Annotated in this window: 14 protein-coding genes and 2 pseudogenes; 7 read left to right on the plus strand and 9 right to left on the minus strand. The window is 69.6% G+C overall.

From position 1 onward, the window contains the following. Positions 1-51: 51 nt before the first annotated feature. On the minus strand, positions 52-327 hold the full coding sequence (locus QJR12_RS00870) for a hypothetical protein (protein ID WP_300575188.1): 276 nt from the start codon (positions 325-327) through the stop codon (positions 52-54). Positions 328-396: 69 nt separating this feature from the next. On the opposite strand from QJR12_RS00870, the gene QJR12_RS00875 reads away from it, so the two are divergent. Next, positions 397-585: an Rv1535 domain-containing protein gene (locus QJR12_RS00875; RefSeq protein WP_300576433.1), complete on the plus strand. Its 189-nt coding sequence runs from the start codon at positions 397-399 to the stop codon at positions 583-585. Between the two features lie 67 nt (positions 586-652). On the opposite strand, the pseudogene QJR12_RS17675 reads toward QJR12_RS00875, so the two are convergent. From QJR12_RS17675 to QJR12_RS00900, 5 genes and pseudogenes are all read right to left on the minus strand, one after another. Beyond that, positions 653-4,267, minus strand: a pseudogene (locus tag QJR12_RS17675) (cation-translocating P-type ATPase); the annotation flags it as partial. Between the two features lie 725 nt (positions 4,268-4,992). After that, on the minus strand, positions 4,993-5,430 hold the full coding sequence (locus tag QJR12_RS00885) for a hypothetical protein (RefSeq protein WP_300575190.1): 438 nt from the start codon (positions 5,428-5,430) through the stop codon (positions 4,993-4,995). Between the two features lie 189 nt (positions 5,431-5,619). After that, the gene (locus tag QJR12_RS00890) at positions 5,620-6,441 is read right to left on the minus strand and encodes an exodeoxyribonuclease III (protein ID WP_300575192.1); all 822 of its coding nucleotides are present in this window, start codon (positions 6,439-6,441) and stop codon (positions 5,620-5,622) included. A gap of 22 nt (positions 6,442-6,463) precedes the next feature. Further along, positions 6,464-7,339: pseudogene (locus tag QJR12_RS00895) on the minus strand (GNAT family N-acetyltransferase); the annotation flags it as partial. Then, a complete protein-coding gene (locus tag QJR12_RS00900; protein WP_300575196.1) occupies positions 7,336-7,932 on the minus strand; it encodes a peptide deformylase in 597 nt (198 codons plus the stop codon). The gene QJR12_RS00900 and the pseudogene QJR12_RS00895, both read right to left, overlap by 4 nt. 213 nt (positions 7,933-8,145) lie before the next feature. Here QJR12_RS00900 and QJR12_RS00905 point away from each other — a divergent pair, with 213 nt between their 5' ends. The 6 genes from QJR12_RS00905 (at position 8,146) to QJR12_RS00930 (ending at position 13,330) form a co-directional block, all read left to right on the plus strand. Further along, positions 8,146-8,454 carry a DUF3263 domain-containing protein gene (locus tag QJR12_RS00905; protein ID WP_300575198.1) on the plus strand — a complete coding sequence of 103 codons (309 nt, stop codon included), beginning with the start codon at positions 8,146-8,148 and terminating at the stop codon, positions 8,452-8,454. 62 nt (positions 8,455-8,516) lie between these two features. Continuing rightward, positions 8,517-8,987: a LytR C-terminal domain-containing protein gene (locus QJR12_RS00910; RefSeq protein WP_300575200.1), complete on the plus strand. Its 471-nt coding sequence runs from the start codon at positions 8,517-8,519 to the stop codon at positions 8,985-8,987. Between the two features lie 187 nt (positions 8,988-9,174). Beyond that, complete coding sequence (locus tag QJR12_RS00915; protein ID WP_300575202.1) at positions 9,175-9,867, plus strand: superoxide dismutase family protein; 693 nt, start codon at positions 9,175-9,177, stop codon at positions 9,865-9,867. Beyond that, positions 9,857-10,987, plus strand: a complete 1,131-nt coding sequence (locus QJR12_RS00920) for a glutamate--cysteine ligase (RefSeq protein ID WP_300575204.1) — start codon at positions 9,857-9,859, stop codon at positions 10,985-10,987. The genes QJR12_RS00915 and QJR12_RS00920 overlap by 11 nt, the downstream gene beginning before the upstream one ends. Beyond that, positions 10,987-11,646 carry an LON peptidase substrate-binding domain-containing protein gene (locus QJR12_RS00925; RefSeq protein WP_300575206.1) on the plus strand — a complete coding sequence of 220 codons (660 nt, stop codon included), beginning with the start codon at positions 10,987-10,989 and terminating at the stop codon, positions 11,644-11,646. The genes QJR12_RS00920 and QJR12_RS00925 overlap by 1 nt, the downstream gene beginning before the upstream one ends. 421 nt (positions 11,647-12,067) lie before the next feature. Then, positions 12,068-13,330 (plus strand): PPE family protein, encoded by a 1,263-nt coding sequence (locus QJR12_RS00930; RefSeq protein ID WP_300575208.1) that lies wholly within the window; start codon positions 12,068-12,070, stop codon positions 13,328-13,330. A gap of 118 nt (positions 13,331-13,448) precedes the next feature. Here the strand turns inward: QJR12_RS00930 and pssA are convergent, their stop codons facing one another. Genes pssA through glp form a run of 3 tightly spaced genes read right to left on the minus strand, consistent with a single transcriptional unit; the run spans position 13,449 to position 16,269 of the window. Then, positions 13,449-14,312 (minus strand): CDP-diacylglycerol--serine O-phosphatidyltransferase, encoded by an 864-nt coding sequence (gene pssA / locus QJR12_RS00935; protein WP_300575210.1) that lies wholly within the window; start codon positions 14,310-14,312, stop codon positions 13,449-13,451. Next, positions 14,309-15,028 carry a phosphatidylserine decarboxylase gene (locus tag QJR12_RS00940; protein WP_300575212.1) on the minus strand — a complete coding sequence of 240 codons (720 nt, stop codon included), beginning with the start codon at positions 15,026-15,028 and terminating at the stop codon, positions 14,309-14,311. Before QJR12_RS00940 ends, pssA begins: the two co-directional genes overlap by 4 nt. Positions 15,029-15,063: 35 nt before the next feature. After that, positions 15,064-16,269 carry a gephyrin-like molybdotransferase Glp gene (glp, locus tag QJR12_RS00945; RefSeq protein WP_300575214.1) on the minus strand — a complete coding sequence of 402 codons (1,206 nt, stop codon included), beginning with the start codon at positions 16,267-16,269 and terminating at the stop codon, positions 15,064-15,066. Between the last annotated feature and the right edge of the window lie 171 nt (positions 16,270-16,440).

The following is a 16,440-nucleotide window of genomic DNA, read 5'->3' on the forward strand; positions in this document are numbered from 1 at the left end:
GCAACGTGCGCAAGGTGGGCAAGCTTCGGCGGCGGATGCTCACCGGCCGGCTCAGCACTCCTCCATCGCCTCGCCGAGCTCCTCGAGGATGCGGTTGTGGTGGTTGTTGGCCATGATGTGCCCGGCGGCGATGACCAGGGCCACCGGCCAGTCGATGAGCTCGAAAGCGGCCAGCGCCGCCAGGCCGGCGTAGTAGGCGAGCTGGTCCGGTCGCGGGACCATGACCTGCCCGACGATCGGCAGGTTCACCGCGAACGTCTCACCTTCGCGGATCTTCTGGACGGCTTCGCTTTGCGGAGTTCCGCGGCGCGACGTTTTTTCGACCATGTTTTGCCTTTCAGTAACGATGTGTTTGCCGACAAGCCGGGTGCCGCGGTCACTGTCGGAAATATGTCGATGACCGACGCCCTCACCGATCAGTTGCCTCAGGTCCTGGCACCAGTGTTAACCGTGCCGCTGATTCAGTTGTATGCGGTGCTGTGGCGCGTCGGCGTCGTGGAGATCGTGAAGACCCGCCCGGCGTCGCGCCGGCAACGGATGGCGGTTCTGGCTCGGGCGTACTCCGGCCAGTTACAAAGCGCGTAGCGGCGGCCACCCCCAAGGTCGCCACGGCCGCCGACCCCAGCCCCTGCGCCCAGGCGATCGGACCCAGCGGGGTGCACCCGAGCAGCTGGCTGACACCGGGAATGCTGATCAACGTCCCCATCGCCGCCAGCGAGCCGGCGGCGGTAAGCACTACCAAGGGGGCGCGGGAATCCAGCAGGGTCTGCCCCAGTTGGGCGGTCACCAGCGCGACCAGCGCCACCGTGGACGCCCGTTGCCGACGTCCGGTGAACGAGGCCATCGCCCACGCCGCGGTGGCGGCGGCCGCGGTGGTCGCACCGCGCACCCCCACGGCACGCCACAGCGCGGACTCGTCGGGGCCGCGTCCGCCACTGCCGCCCGCTTGGGCGGTCGGGCTGACCGCAAGGGCCGCCGCCGGCAACGCATCGGTGAGCATGTTGACCAGCAGCAGCTGGCGGGTGTTGAGCGGCGAACTACCGGTGATCGCGCTGCCGATGATGGCGAACGCCACCTCGCCGGCATTGCCCCCGAGCAGCACCGACACCGCCGCCTGCACCCGCCGCCACAGCTCCCGGCCCTCTTCGATCGCGTGCAGCAACGCTTCGATGCGCCCGTCGACCAGCACCACATCGGAAGCCACGCGAGCCGGGTCGCTGCCGCGCGAGACGACCCCTATCCCGACCGTGGCGGCCCGGATGGCCGCGGCGTCATTGGAGCCGTCGCCGACCATCGCGCACACCTTCCCGATGCGTTCCAGCGTCTGCACGATCTGCACCTTCTGCTCCGGTGACATCCGGGCGAACACCACCCGCTCGGCGACGGCACGCTCCTGCTCCTTGCGCGACATGGCGTCCCACTCCAGCCCGCTGATCACCTGCTCGGCGCCGACCCGCATGCCCAGCTCGTCGGCGATCGCCGCCGCGGTGATCGGATGATCACCGGTGATCAGCCGCACCGCCACGTCCCGCTCGCGCAGATCCGAAATCAGGCGGGCCGCCTGCGGACGCGGCGTGTCGGCCAGCCCCAGAAAACCCACCAGCGAGAGCTCCGCGGTGGACAAGCCGGCGATCAACTCGTCGTCGTCGGGGTCTTCCTGCACGGCCTTGACCTGATCGGGGGTCAGCCGTCGCCGCGCGACCGCGATCACCCGCAACCCGCCGGCCGCCAGCTCGTCGACCTTGGCGTGCACGCCGAGGGGAAGCTCACGGCAGGCGCCCAGCACCACCTCCGGCGCGCCCTTGACGGTGAGCTCGCCATCCGACACCGACGCCGAAAACGACCGACCGGAGCGAAACGGCAGGTGCGCGTCGGGTTCGGGAAGGGTGTTCGAGCCGTCCGCACCCGCCGCCTCGATGATGGCGCCGTCGGTGGCGTGGATGTGTCGGCCGCCGTTCAGCGCCGGGGGCGCGGCCTGCGCGGCGCAACGCAACACCTCGTCGCGGGAATGACCCGGCGCGGCGTGCACCTGAACCACTCGAAGGCGGTTCTCGGACAGCGTTCCGGTCTTATCGAAACACACCACGTCGACCCGCCCGAGCGCTTCCACCGACCGCGGGATGCGCACCAGCGCGCCGAACTCCGTCAGCCGACGCGCCGAGGCCTGCTGGGCCAGGGTAGCGACCAGCGGCATCCCCTCGGGCACGGCCGCCACCGTGACCGCGATGCCACTGGCCACTGCCTGGCGCAAACCCTTGCGACGCAACAAGCCGAGGGCGCTGACCAGAACACCTCCGGCCGCGCTGACCGGCCACGCCCGGTTGGTGAGACGGCTGAGTTGATGCTGCAGCCCGATCGGGGGGAGCTCGCCGGCCGCGAGTTCGGCGGCGCGGCGCGCCTGGGTGTCGGCTCCCACGGCGGTCACCACCGCCACCCCGGTTCCCGCCACCACATTGGTCCCGGCGTAGAGCATGCAACGTCGCTCCGCGAGGTCTGCGCCGGGTGTGGCTTCGACCTGCTTTTCCACCGGCAGCGACTCACCGGTGAGCGTCGCCTCGTCGACCTCGAGGTCGTCCTCCTCAACCAACCGGGCGTCTGCGGGGATCACTTCATCGGTTCGCACCTCGATCACATCGCCCGGCAGCAGCTGCTCGGCGTCGATGTCGGTGTACTGCGGCGTGCCGTCCGCACCGGTTTCCACTTTCCGGGCCGGAGGAACCTGCAGCGCCAGAAGCCGGTTCAGCTGGCTCTCGGCGCGCAACCGCTGGCTGGCTGCCAGGATCGAGTTACCGGTGAGCACCGAGCCGACCATGATCGCATCGACGGGTGAACCCAGCACCGCGCTGGCCGCCGAGCCGATCGCCAACACCGGGGTCAACGGGTCATCGAGTTCGGCGCGAACCGCCTTGAGGAAATTCCACACCGCTTGCCGGGGTCGTGCTGCCAGCTCGGCGCCGCGCCGGGCGGTGCGCAGACCCCCGACCAGCGCACGGGTCGGCCCGGGTCCCGGCTCGGCGACGGGTTCTCGGTCCCGGGATTCCGGCGGCGGCAACAGCTCGCGGACCTGTTCGACCGACATCGCGTGCCACTCGTGGGCCGGTGCCGGCCGGGGCGCAGGCGTCCGAACCACCCCGCGCGCCAGCAGGTATCCGGTGAGCACACCGGCCGCCGCCCCGGTGGTGACCGGCCCGGGCCCCCGGCCGCGGACCCCGGGCAGCATGAAAAGCGAACCCAGCGCCGAGGCGGCGGTGGATAGCTCGATACCTCGTCGGGTCGCCGACTTGGCCGCGGGCAGGGCGTGCAGCACCCGCCAGGCACCGGCGAGATCGGCCAGTATCAGGTCCGCATACCAGGGCGGGGGACCGGTGCCGGGCGCCGGCATGATGCCCAACGACAGGTCTGCCGACGAGAGCGCGCGGGTGCCGGCCGATGACAGCACCGCCACCGTGTGCCCGGCCTGCTGTAAGGCGATGACGGCGGCGGCCAGCGCGTCATCGATCGAGCCGTTGTCGAGTTTCCGGATCTCGTCGAAAGAGGGCGCCAATTCACCTAGTTCGGCGACGTCGACCGTGACCAGGTCCAGTCCGGATCGGCGGGCCTCCGCCATCACCGCCGACGCCAGCGGCTCGTGTGCCGGGCAGATCAACGCCTGGATGTCACCGGGCTCGCCCGATTGTCGTACCGGCATGCCGGGCACCGGATGCCAGCCGGGGCCCAGGTCGCGGTGCGTGAGCAGGCTCTGTGCGCTGTGCCAGGCCGCCGCAACCTCGTCCTCACGGGCGCCCCGGATGCGCAGTACCCGCAATTGGTCCCGGCACAGCACCCGGGGGTCGATGACAAGGGCGTCGACCCGATCCAGGCGGCGCAGGCTATCCAGCCGCAGCGGCAAGACCCGGTGCTGGTCGGCCAGGCCGCGTCCGAGGGTGGCGGCGAACGATTCCCGGGTGGCTTTCATCGCCTTGGGCACGGCCACCAGCGCCGCGGTAGCGGCCATGTCCACCCGGCGGGTGGCGGCCCCCACGGCCGCGGCGCCGATCGCCTGGATCCACGCGCTGCGCTGAATGTGGCGTTCGACGGGACCGGGGGGCACCGGCACCGGCCGCCGCGGCGGATGAAAAGCGCGGTTGTCGGCATAACGGGCCAGCTGGGGCTCGTGTCGGGCCCACGCCTGGGCCGCGGCGCGGCATTCGGCGGCTTTGAGCATCTCGGTCATCAGATCCACCAGCATTGCCGCCGGTGACAGGGTCACGGTGTGCGCGGCGGCCATGGCCAGCGTCAGCACGGTGTCGGTTGCGGGCTTGCCGATGCGATTCTCGAGCAGGCTGCGCAGCCGCGGCTGCAGGCTCACGGCCGCCACGGCGGCTTCGACGCTGTTCGGGAGCCGCGGCCAGCGCAATGCCCGGCCAACCACCGTTGCGCTCAGCCCGGCCGCGTTGACGCCGACCGTGAGCAATCTAGCCGCCAGCAGCAGCCCGTCGCCCGGCAAAGGTTCCGGGTGGGCAGCACGCTGGCCGTCCACCGGCGTCGGGGAGCGGTGAGCGCGTTTCTCGGCGTTCGCGACGGCACGACACAGCTCACCCAACGACGGGTGGTCGTCGCCGAGGCCGACGACCACCCGCGACAACGGGTAGTTCAGACTCACCGAGGTGACCCCGGGAAGGTCCCGGACCGCCTCGAGCACAGTCCGGCCGAGCTCGGCGCCGTCAGCGCCGCCAAGTCCGCGTACCTCGACCCAGGCGCGGCCATCGCCCCGCGCGCAGTGCCGGCCCAGCGCCGGGGCAAGCTCGTGGGAGAACGCTTTGGCACCCTGCCGCAACGGAATGGCGGCGATAGCGACGCCGGCCGTGGCCAGTGAGGTTGCGGCCGTTGTGGCGGTTTGCACCGATGCGCCGGCCAGCGCGGACGTCGCTTGAATGCCCGTCGCGACGGCACGCAGCGGCAGGAACCTTCGCACGGACCCGACGGTACCCAATCCTTACTCGGCGGCGGCCGCTAACGACGGGCCCCGGCGCGCGACCGGGCGGTCGGTGTTGTCCTCTTGGCCGCGGCAGTTGCCTTCTTCTGGGGCACCGATTTGGCGGGCTCTGCCGTTTTCGCCACCGCCGTCACCGGTGTGGCCGTCCCGTTGCGACGCTGGCTGAGGTGCCGCAACAGCAACGCGGCACCGCCCACCGTCAACACCACCGGCCACTCGAGCACACCGGTAACACCGAGCGCGCCCAGGGTCAACGCGGCCGCGGGCGTGGAGTGACTTCCGCTTTTCACGCCGCTTTTCACGCCGCGCCGCACGCCTTCCGCGGCACCGGTCACCCCCCCGATAACGGCGCTCACCGCAGCACCGCCCACGGCGCCCGCGGCCTCGGTGGTCACCTCCGCTGCCCGACCCACCGTTCGACCCACGCTGCGAATCGCGCCGTCGACGACACCCATGATCTGCTCACTCCCTGTGCCTTAGTCAGCCCCGCTGCAATCTCAGCTAGGGACGGTATACCCGCAAACGGGCAAATTCCATGCCATCAGAATATTCTGTTCAGATCGCATAAATCGAGCGCTTCGCCCCGACTCGCCACGAAGAAAACCGCAAACATGCGCGACCGTCTGGCGGTGATGTGCCGCGGCTCACCCGAGTCGAACGTCAACTAGCACCGGCACGTGGTCGCTGGGCGCCTTGCCCTTGCGCTCCTCGCGGACGATCCGCGCGGCGGTCACCCGGGCCGCCAGCGCCGGCGAGGCCAGGATGAAGTCGATGCGCATACCCCGGTCCTTGGGGAAGCTCAGCTGGGTGTAATCCCAATAGGTGTAGACTCCCGGGCCCGGTGCGAAAGGCCTTACCACGTCAGTGAATTGAGCATCAATGATGGCATTGAACGCCTTGCGCTCCGGCTCGGAGACATGGGTACGGCCGTGGTAGAACTCGACGCTCCAGACGTCCTCGTTCGTCGGGGCGATATTCCAGTCGCCGGCCAACGCGATCGGTGCCGACGGGTCGTCACGTAGCCAGCCTTCCGCTGTATCACGAAGCGCGGCAAGCCAATCCAGCTTGTAGGTGTAGTGCGGGTCGTCTAGGGTCCGGCCGTTGGGCACGTAGAGGCTCCACACCCGAACACCGGCGCAGCTGGCCGCCAAGGCGCGAGCTTCCGCAGCGGCCTTCCCCTCCGGGCTGTTGCGCCAGGCGGGCTGACCGGCGAACCCGACCTCGACGTCGCGCAGCCCGACACGAGAGGCGATCGCCACACCGTTCCACTGGTTGAAGCCGACATGTGCGACCTCGTAGCCCAGTTCGACAAACGGCAGGGCGGGGAACTGGTCATCGGCGCACTTGGTCTCCTGCATGGCCAGCACATCCACCTCGGCGCGCCCCAGCCAGTCAAGGACCCGCCCCAGGCGGGTGCGAATCGAGTTCACATTCCAGGTGGCCAGCCGTAACGTTCCCTCTGGCATGGCTGTCAGCGTACGACGCCACCGGATAGTAACGGCCGCGATGGTGCAGGGTGAATCCCAGGGAGTCGACGAGGCCGTTCGCGGTGGTGTTTTCGTCGGCAACACGCACGTAGCCACGGGTGGCGCCACGATCCGCGCCCCAGGCCAGCAGCGCCTCACACAGCCTGGTCAGGTGCTCGGATCCACCCGGCGCAGCCGCCACGGTGACCGACGACAGGCCCACCCAGCGGGTGCCGTCGGGAGCCTCGGTCACCGCAGCTCGCCCGACTGCGATACCGGCGCAGACGCCGAACACCACCTCCCCGTCGAGGACCGCGGTCAGCACATCGACGGGTATGGCGCGGTGGTAGAGCCGCAGCCAGGTGTCGTCGGGGCGGGCGGCCAAGGTGACCGAGGGGTGCGGCTTGCCTGCCGACACGTCGCGCACCAACATCCGGTTCGGGCGTTCGCCGGCGCCGGGAAGACCCAGCAAGCGGTCCGCGATGGCCAGCCGCGGTGTCAGGCCCCGGTGCCGATACCAGTCGACAATCGCCGGGATGGTCCGGTAATCAGCCGAAACATCCAGCGGCACTGCGGAATTAGCACGCAACGTGATACCGTGTCCGGCGCGCAGCAGCCAGCCGTCTACCGACTGCTGCTCGATGCCGGGCCAGGCCAAAGCGGCGGCGTGCTCCAGCGCACGGATGTGGGCGTTTCGCACCGGGGTGGCGGTCAATGCCCGCAGCGCCACCACGTCCGCGGTTTGGATTTCCACGACCTTGCCGGTCTTGGTGCGCAGTCGCACTACCGGATCGATAGCCAGCAGATGGCCCACCGCATCGGTCAGCGGCGGGATCGACCCCGCCGGCCGGCGGTAACGCACCGTTACCCGGGTGCCCGGCGCGGGCCAGGAGATCATCCGTGCCCGAACGGGTCGGGTCCCTCGCCCGGGGTCCACGACAGGCCCGGAACCCCCCAGCCGTGGGCCTTGATGGCCCGTTTGGCGGCCCGCGCATACCGGCCGACGAGGCGGTCCAAATACAGGTAGCCGTCAAGGTGTCCGGTTTCGTGCTGCAGCATCCGCGCGAAAAGCCCGGTGCCCTCGATGGCGATCGGGTTGCCCTCGGCATCCAGTCCGGTGACCCGCGCCCACTTCGCCCGACCGGTCGGGAATGACTCGCCGGGAACCGACAGGCATCCTTCTTCGTCGGTCTCCGGGTCCGGCATGGTCTCGGGTATCTCGGAGGTCTCAAGTACCGGGTTGATCACTACGCCCCGGCGACGCGCGGACTGCCCGCGCTCGTCTGCGCAGTCGTAGACGAACACCCGCAGGCCCACCCCGATCTGGTTGGCGGCCAGGCCAACCCCGTAGGCGGCGTCCATGGTGTCGTACATGGTGGCGATCAGATCGCCCAGCTCGGCAGGCAGCGAGCCGTCGGCGCCAACCGGGACGGGAGTCGTCGGGGTGCGCAGGACCGGATCTCCGACGATGCGAATGGGGACAACAGCCATGATCGCCAAGCCTAAGCCGGGCGACGATGCCGGCCGCACAGCGGCCGGAGGAGGAGCACGGCCACCCCCGCGCAGCGACGAGTGGCCGATGCGCCATCGGGCCGGGCGTGTCGTGGCCCAGGGTCACGGCGCCGCCGCCGTGGCCGTGGTTGAATATTCGCCGAAACAAAGCCGATTAATCAGAATTCACCAGACGGTTCCAGGGGAAGCGATATGGATAGCGCCATGGCGCGGGCAAATCGATCGGGGGACGACTCTGAAATCACCGACGGGCTAACACGCCGGGAACGCGACATCCTGGCATTCGAACGCCAATGGTGGAAATACTCCGGCGCTAAAGAAGAAGCGATCAAGGAGTTGTTCTCGATGTCGGCGACGCGCTACTACCAGGTGCTCAACGCCCTCGTCGACCGGCCGGAGGCGCTTGCGGCCGACCCGATGCTGGTGAAGAGGCTCCGACGACTACGTGCCAGCCGGCAAAAGGCGCGGGCCGCGCGGCGGCTCGGCTTCGAGGTCACCTGAGGCCGCTTTGCGGTCTACGGTCCGCTTCTGGATACAGTCCGCTTCTGGATACAGTGGGCCCGATGAACGAGCGCATCCCGGATTCTTCGGGGCTCCCGTTGCGGGCCATGGTGATGGTGCTGCTGTTCTTAGGTGTCATCTTTTTGTTGCTCGGCTGGCAGGCCATGAACTCGGGCGGGAGCGCCGACGACGACTCGTCGCGGGCGGCCGCCGTCACCACGACCACCACCCGGCCGTCGCCACCAGCGACACCTGCGGCCCGGCAGGCGGCGGTACGGGTGTACAACATCTCCGGGCAAGACGGCGTGGCCGGGCGCACCGCTAACGAACTCAAAGCGGCCGGTTTCAACGTCACCGATATCGGCAACTTGTCCCTGCCCGATGTCTCGGTCACCACGGTGTATTTCACCAATGCCGACAGTGAGCGCGCCACCGCGGAAGCCGTCGGCCAGAGGCTCGGGGCAGCGGTCGAACCGCGGATACCCGAAGTGGCCGACCAGCCGCCGGGTGTCATCGTCGTGGTGGCCCGCTGAGTTCCATTGCCCTGGCACCCGGCTGTCCTCAGCGGGCCGTCCCGGCCCGCATCGTCGCCGGACTGAACCCGCTGATCCCGCTCCTCAGCGGGCCGTCCCGGCCCGCATCGTCGCCGGACTGAACCCGCTGATCCCGCTCCTCAGCGGGCCGTCCCGGCCCGCTTCGTCGCCGGGATAGGCTCTCGATATGCCTAAGCCCACCAGCAACATCGCCGCCCTGATGTCCGCGACAATCGCCGCCGCTCCGATTGCGCTGCTGAGCGCCTGCACCCCTAACCAGCCCCCGACGTCAACCCCGGGCACTACCCCGTCCATCTGGACCGGGTCTCCGTCGCCGACGACGACACCACCGAAAGGGGAGCCCCAGAGCCTGACCACTCGCCTCAGGGCCCCCGACGGGACCCAGGTCGCGATCGCGAAGTTCGAGTTCGACCCCGGCTATGTCCGTATCACGGTGGCGACGACCACCCTTGGTCAGTTGACACCGGGATTCCACGGGTTGCACATCCATCAGATAGGCAAGTGCCAACCCAACTCGGTCGCGCCAACCGGTGGCCCTCCGGGCAACTTCCTGTCCGCCGGCGGGCACTACCAGGTTCCGGGACATACCACGCAGCCCGCCAGCGGTGACCTGACCTCGCTGGAGGTGCGCAAGGACGGCGCGGCACTGCTGGTGACCACCACCGACGCGTTCACCAAAGACGACCTGTTGGCCGGGGAGAAGACCGCGCTGATCATTCACGCCGGTGCGGACAACTTCGCGAACATCCCGCCGGAACGCTACACCCAGGCCAACGGGACACCTGGTCCCGACGAGACCACGTTGACCACCGGTGACTCCGGCAAGCGGGTGGCGTGCGGTGTCATCGGTGCCGGCTAGCAGAAACGAGGCCCGAATAGATTTCGCCGGCTCGCCCCGGCCGACCGTCGGGGTGGAATGGGAGCTCGCGCTTGTCGATCCGAAGACTCGGGACCTGAGCAACGAAGCCTCCGCCGTCATCGCCGAAATTGGCGAAAACCCCCGCGTGCACAAGGAATTGCTACGCAACACCATCGAAATCGTCAGCGGCGTCTGCGAGTCCACTGCCCAGGCCATAGAGGATCTGCACGACACGCTGCGCACCGTCCGGCCGATCGTACAGTCCCGCGGGATGGAGTTATTCGGTGCGGGCGCACACCCGTTCGCGCGGTGGTCGGCCCAGAAGCTTACCGATTCGCCACGCTACGCCGAGCTGATTAAACGCACCCAGTGGTGGGGTCGGCAGATGCTGATCTGGGGAGTGCACGTGCACGTCGGGATTCGGTCGGCGGCGAAAGTAATGCCGATCATGACCTCACTGCTCAATTATTACCCGCATCTGTTGGCGCTCTCGGCGTCCTCCCCTTGGTGGGCCGGTGAGGACACCGGGTACGCCAGCAATCGCGCGATGATGTTTCAACAGCTCCCGACGGCTGGCCTGCCGTTTCATTTCCAAACCTGGGCAGAGTTTGAAGGCTTCGTGTATGACCAGAAGAAAACCGGGATCATCGACCACATGGACGAAATCCGTTGGGATATCAGACCCTCGCCACATCTCGGGACACTGGAGGTGCGAGTCTGTGATGGGGTGTCCAACCTGCGCGAGCTGAGATCTCTGGTCGCGTTGACGCACTGCCTGGTGCACGACATGGAACTGCGACTCGACGTCGGCGAGACGCTGCCGACGATGCCGCCCTGGCATGTTCAGGAGAATAAGTGGCGCGCTGCTCGCTACGGTCTGGACGCCATCATCATCTTGGACGCCGAGGGTAACGAACGCCCGGTCACCGATGACATCCCCGACGTGCTCAATCGCCTTGAGCCCGTTGCAAAGCTGCTGCACTGCACGGACGAGCTGGCGGCGGTGGAAGACATCTGCCGCTTGGGTGCCTCATACCAGCGGCAGCGGCGGGTCGCCGAAGAACACGACGGAGACCTGCGCGCGGTCGTCGACTCACTCGTCGCCGAACTGGACATCTGATGGTCGTCGGTGGGTCCGAAGCCGTCCTGCTGCCGATGTTTCCGCTGGAATCGGCGCTGCTGCCCAACGAGGATCTTCCGCTGCAGATTTTCGAGCCACGCTACACCGCGCTGGTGCACGACCGTCTGCGCAGCGGCGATCCCCGGTTCGGGGTGGTATTGATTTCCCGTGGCCGCGAAGTCGGCGGTGAAGACGAACGCTGCGATGTCGGCGCGCTGGCAAGCATCGTCGAATGCGTTGATCTCGGTTCGGGCCGCTACCGGCTGCGCTGCCGCACGGGCGGGCGGATCCGGGTCTGTGAGTGGCTGCCGGATGACCCCTACCCGCGGGCGAAGGTGCGGGACTGGCCCGACGAGCCCGGCGAGTCGGTGACTGCCGGACAGCTCCGCGAGCTGGAAGCCCGGGTGCTGGCCTTGTTCGAACGGATCGCCGCCGCCCGTGGTGTTGCGCCGCCGGCGCGCGAGGCCCTCCTGGGCTGCGGGAACGCCCCGGTGGACGCCGGAGCGCGTCTGTATGCGCTGGCGTCGCGAGTCCCGATCGGCCCCGCCGACCGCTACGCCGTGCTGTCGGCGCCGTCGGCCGCCCAGCGGCTGGCCGCGCTCAGTGACGCCGTGGACACGGTCACCGCGATGGTGGATTTCCGTCTGTCAGACGACTAACGGTCGCGATGACCTTGGGGCCACGGCAGCTCAGCCGAAGCGGGACGGAACTCTTCGGTACGTGCAAACGACTAACAAGACAGTGCACGCCGTGCAGTGCCGAAGCTCTGACGAGAGGGGTGCCGCGCCGGGCCGATTTGGCCCGGTGGCCTCATCCCCGTTGTGCACCCACAGTGGCACCCCCGTGTGCCCCGGCCGTAAGGAGGTGAGGACGAGATGCGTCAAGACGCCGGCCCGGGCGACAGTCCAAGCCCTAAGTCGTTGACCCTTTCGTTTCGATCCGGCCCCGGCACCGTTTCCGAAATCGGGTTGCGTCGAGTCGCCTGACCCCTGCCAACTCATCGGAGGCAGACCCCTTTCAGCGCTCCGGGATAACACTCCAGCGGTCCGGGTTCGGCTGTTCCGTTGAAGGAGAATTCCAATGGTTTTCATGGGCATCCAACCAGGATTGATGGATTTCGGCGCGCTGCCGCCGGAGATCAACTCCGCGCGCATGTATGTGGGCGCGGGCTCGGGGCCGATGCTGGCCGCCGCGACGGCCTGGGACGGGTTGGCGGCCGAGCTGAACCCGGCCGCGGCCGCCTACACGTCGGTGATCTCCCGGCTGACCAGCGAAGGCTGGCACGGTCCGTCGTCGGAGTTGATGGCGGCTGCGGCCGCCCCCTATGTCGGGTGGCTGAGCGCTGCCGCCGAGCAGGCCGAGCAGGCGGCGGCGCACGCCAGGGCGGCGGCCGGCGCCTACGAAGCGGCGTTTGCCATGACGGTGCCCCCGACGGTGGTCACGGCCAACCGCACGCAGCTGGCATCCCTGGTCGCGACCAACCTCTTGGGGCAGAACACCCCGGCGATCGCGGCCAATGAGGCCGCCTACTCCGAAATGTGGGCGCAGGATGCCGCGGCCATGTACGACTACGCCGGCTCCTCCGCGGCCGCCACCACGTTGACCCCGTTCACCCCGCTGACGGACACCACTAACGCCGCCGGTCTGGCCGGGCAGGCGGCCGCGGTCACCCAGGCCGCCGGCGCCTCCGCCGGCACCAACGCGCAGTCGGTGCTCTCCGAGCTCACCTCCGCGATACCCCAGGCGCTGCAGGAGCTCGCCGGGCCGGCGCAGTCGGCCGCCTCCACGTCATCGTCGTCGTCGGCGTCGTCGGGGCTATCGAACCTGATGAATTTCCTGGACAACCTGCAAAGCTCCCCGGCGGGGAACGTGGAAAGCTCGCTGCTGTCGTCGGGGATCGCGGACCCGACGAACATCCTTCAGACCTTGACGGGGTTTAGCAGCTTTATCTCCAGCGGCGGCTCCGGGGCGGCGGACGCCGCCGGCGGGGCCGCCGATGCCGGTGCGGCCGCGGCCGGTGGCGCGGCGGCGGCCGGTGCCGGGACGGGCGGGCTGGGCGCGCTGCGCGTGTCGGTGGGCGGGGCGGCCTCGATGGGCAGGCTGTCGGTGCCGCCGAGCTGGGCCGCGGCCGCGCCGGCGACAAGCCCGGCCCATTCGGCGTTCCACGCCACCGAGTGGACCCCCGCCACCCCGGACACCGCCGCCTCCGACCTCGCAACGGAAGGCATGCCCGGCATGCCCGGGATGCCGATGCTGGGTGGGGTGCCGCTGCGCGGCAGCGACGGTACCCCCCGCTACGGCTACCGCGTCCACGTGGTAGCGCACCCGCCGGCGGCCGGTTGACCGGATGCCGGGAGGGGATTCCCCGGCGCAGCCGGGCAATGTCGCAACACCAACCAGAGTCGACGGCCGGCGTTGAGCCGGGCGGCGAGCGGGCGCTGCCGAGCTTTCCCCGGCGCTCTCAACCGGCCGGCCTGCGCAGCCCCAGCCGCGCCACCGACCGGCGGTGCGGCTGGGACCGGCGGATGGCGCGGCGAGCGGCCCGCCGTTGCCTGGGTTTGTCGCCCCAGGCCTCCGAGTGCGCGGCCACCCAACGGTGGCTGCGCACGGCGAACGGGATGTGACCCAGGTAGGCGACGATGAATACCAGGATCAAAAGGTACGGGGCGACGACCGCGGCGGCCGCGACGATCGCCAGCCCCGCCAGCAGCAGGGCCGCCAGGTTCGACGGCACCTTGATGGCGTGCATCTTCTTCATCGGGATCCTGCTGACCACCAGCAACGAGCAAGCCGCCAGCCACGTACCGACCGACCATGGTGAACTCCACCACCCCTCGCCGAACTGCAGGGTGGCGGCCAGCGGACCCAGCACGGTGATCGCGGCGGCCGGGGCGGGCATTCCGACGAAAAACTCCCGCTCATAATCGGGCAGGCTGGGATCCTCGATCAAGGCGTTGAACCTGGCCAGCCGCAACACAATGCAGACCGCATACAGCAACACCGCCACCCAACCCGCCGGCGCAGCCGACAGCATCGACACATAAACCACCATCGCCGGCGCCACCCCGAAGTTCACCGCGTCGGCCAACGAGTCGATCTGCTCACCCATGCGCGACTCGGCATCCAGGAGCCGCGCCACCCGCCCGTCCAGCCCGTCGAGAATGGCAGCCGCGGCAATCAGCGCTATCGCGGCGTGCGGTTGGCGCAGCAACGCGAACCTGATCGCGGTGAGGCCCGCGCAGATGGCCAGCACGCTCATCGCGCTGGGCAGGATGCGCAGGTTGACCGCTTTAACCACCCGCCCGGCGCGGGGCTTGGCGATCATGGCAGCTGGGCCAGCACGGTTTCGCCGGCGAGCGCCCGTTGGCCCACGGTGACCAGCACGTCCGCCCCTGCCGGCAAGTAGGTGTCCAGCCGAGAGCCGAAACGAATCAGCCCGTAGGTCTCGCCCGTGGACAACCTGTCTCCGGCCCGTACATCGCAGACGATGCGCCGCGCCAAGAGCCCGGCGATCTGCACGACGACGACCTCCGCACCGCCGGACGTGCGGATCCGCACGCTGGTGCGCTCGTTGTCGTTGCCGGCCGCGGCCAGGCCGGCCGGCCGGAAGCGGCCCGACCGGTGCCGCACGGCGAGCACCTCACCGCCGACCGGGGCCCGCTGCACGTGCGCATCCAACAGCGAGAGAAAGATGCTGACCCGCGGCAGCGGCGCGGCGCCGAGGCCCAATTCAGCGGGCGGTGGCGCGGTGTCGAGCGCCCAGATCAGGCCATCAGCGGGGGCAACCACCACACCCGGGCGGGTGGGCGGCACCCGGTGCGGGTGGCGGAAGAAGCCCGCGCACGCGCCCGCCGTCAGCAGGCCCGCGCGGCGCACCCACCGGTAGCCGCGTCCGGCGCGCGCTCCCGCCAGGGCCACCGCCAAACCGGCGGCGATGAATGGCAGCCCCGCGGGGTGCACCCGGGGCACCGTCCGGCGTGCCAGCCCCAGCAGGCGCTGGGGGGTGAAAACCGGGTCGTCGCAGAGGGGGCGGCGCGCCACTCGGCCATCCTACGGAGCCCGGGCGGCTGGGGCGCCTACCTGAGATCCCAGACCTGCAGCGCTGACCCGGCGGGCACCTCCACGACGTCCTCGGGAATATCCAGCAAGCAGTTGGCCGAGGCCAGCCAGCGCAGGTGGTGGGAGGCCGGTGGCCCGCACCCACTGACCGCCGTGCCTGCGGCGTCCAACACGCCGCGGCGGAACTGCCGCCTGCCGCGCGGCGAGGTCAAGGTCTCGGTGAGCACCGCCGAGAGTCGCGGCCGCTCCGGCACCGGCAGGCCCATGGCTCGCCGCAATGCGGCACGGACGAAGACCTCGAAGGACACCAGCGCGCTGACCGGGTTGCCGGGCATGGTGACGATCGGCGTGCCGGCCACCCTCCCGATGCCCTGCGGCATTCCGGGTTGCATCGCCACCTTGACGAATTCCACTCCCTGATCCCCGGCACGCCCGAACGCGTCTTTGACCACTTCATAGGCGCCCGCGCTGACCCCGCCGCTGGTGATGATCAAATCGGCGTCACCGGCAAATCGATCCAGCGCGGCGGCGAATTGCGCGACGTCATCCCCGACGGTCGGGGTGGCGACGACCAACCCGCCCGCGTCGCGCACCGCCGCGGCCAGCATGATCGAGTTGGACTCATAGATCTGGCCCGCCCGCAGCGGCGTGCCCGGTGTCACCAGTTCCGACCCGGTGGAAATCACCAGCACCCGCTGCCGGGGGATCACCGGCAGCTCGGGCAATCCCAGTGCCGCGGCCAAACCCACCACCGCCGGGGTCACCACCTGTCCGGCCCGCAGCACCAGGCCGCCGGCGCGGACATCCTCGCCGGCCCGGCGGATGTGGCGTCCCTCGTCGACGGCGGCATGAATCGCCACGGTGTCCGTTCCCCCGTCGGTGGACTCCACCGGCACCACCGCGGTGGCACCGGCCGGCATCGGCGCGCCGGTCATGATCCGGTGCGCGGTGCCCGGCTCGAGCGTGGGTATGTCGGTGCGTCCGGCCGGAATATCGTCGGCCACCGGCAGGCTCACCGGCCGCTCGGCGCTCGCCCAGGCTACCTCGTCGGCACGTACGGCATAGCCGTCCATCGCGGAGTTGTCGAAAACCGGCAACGGTATCGGCGCGATCACATCGTCGGCCAGCACCAGACCCACCGCGTCGGCCAGGGGCATCGCCACGGGTCGGCGCGCGGTGATCAGGTCGGCGACCACGCGTTGATGTTCCTCGACCGAGCGCACCCCGCCATTATCGGCCGGCCGCACTTTCGGGCGCCGAAACCGCCGGGCGGCGCTGCCGCGCGCCCCGCCGTATCGGTGCCGAACGGTCGGCGCCACCTCGACGCAGATCACGGGTCGATGAATGCCAAGCGCCATGACGGCCCCGCCCGACATGTTCTTGCACTCGGCATG

Source organism: Mycobacterium sp., from assembly GCF_029961025.1.
Classification (GTDB): Bacteria; Actinomycetota; Actinomycetes; order Mycobacteriales; family Mycobacteriaceae; genus Mycobacterium.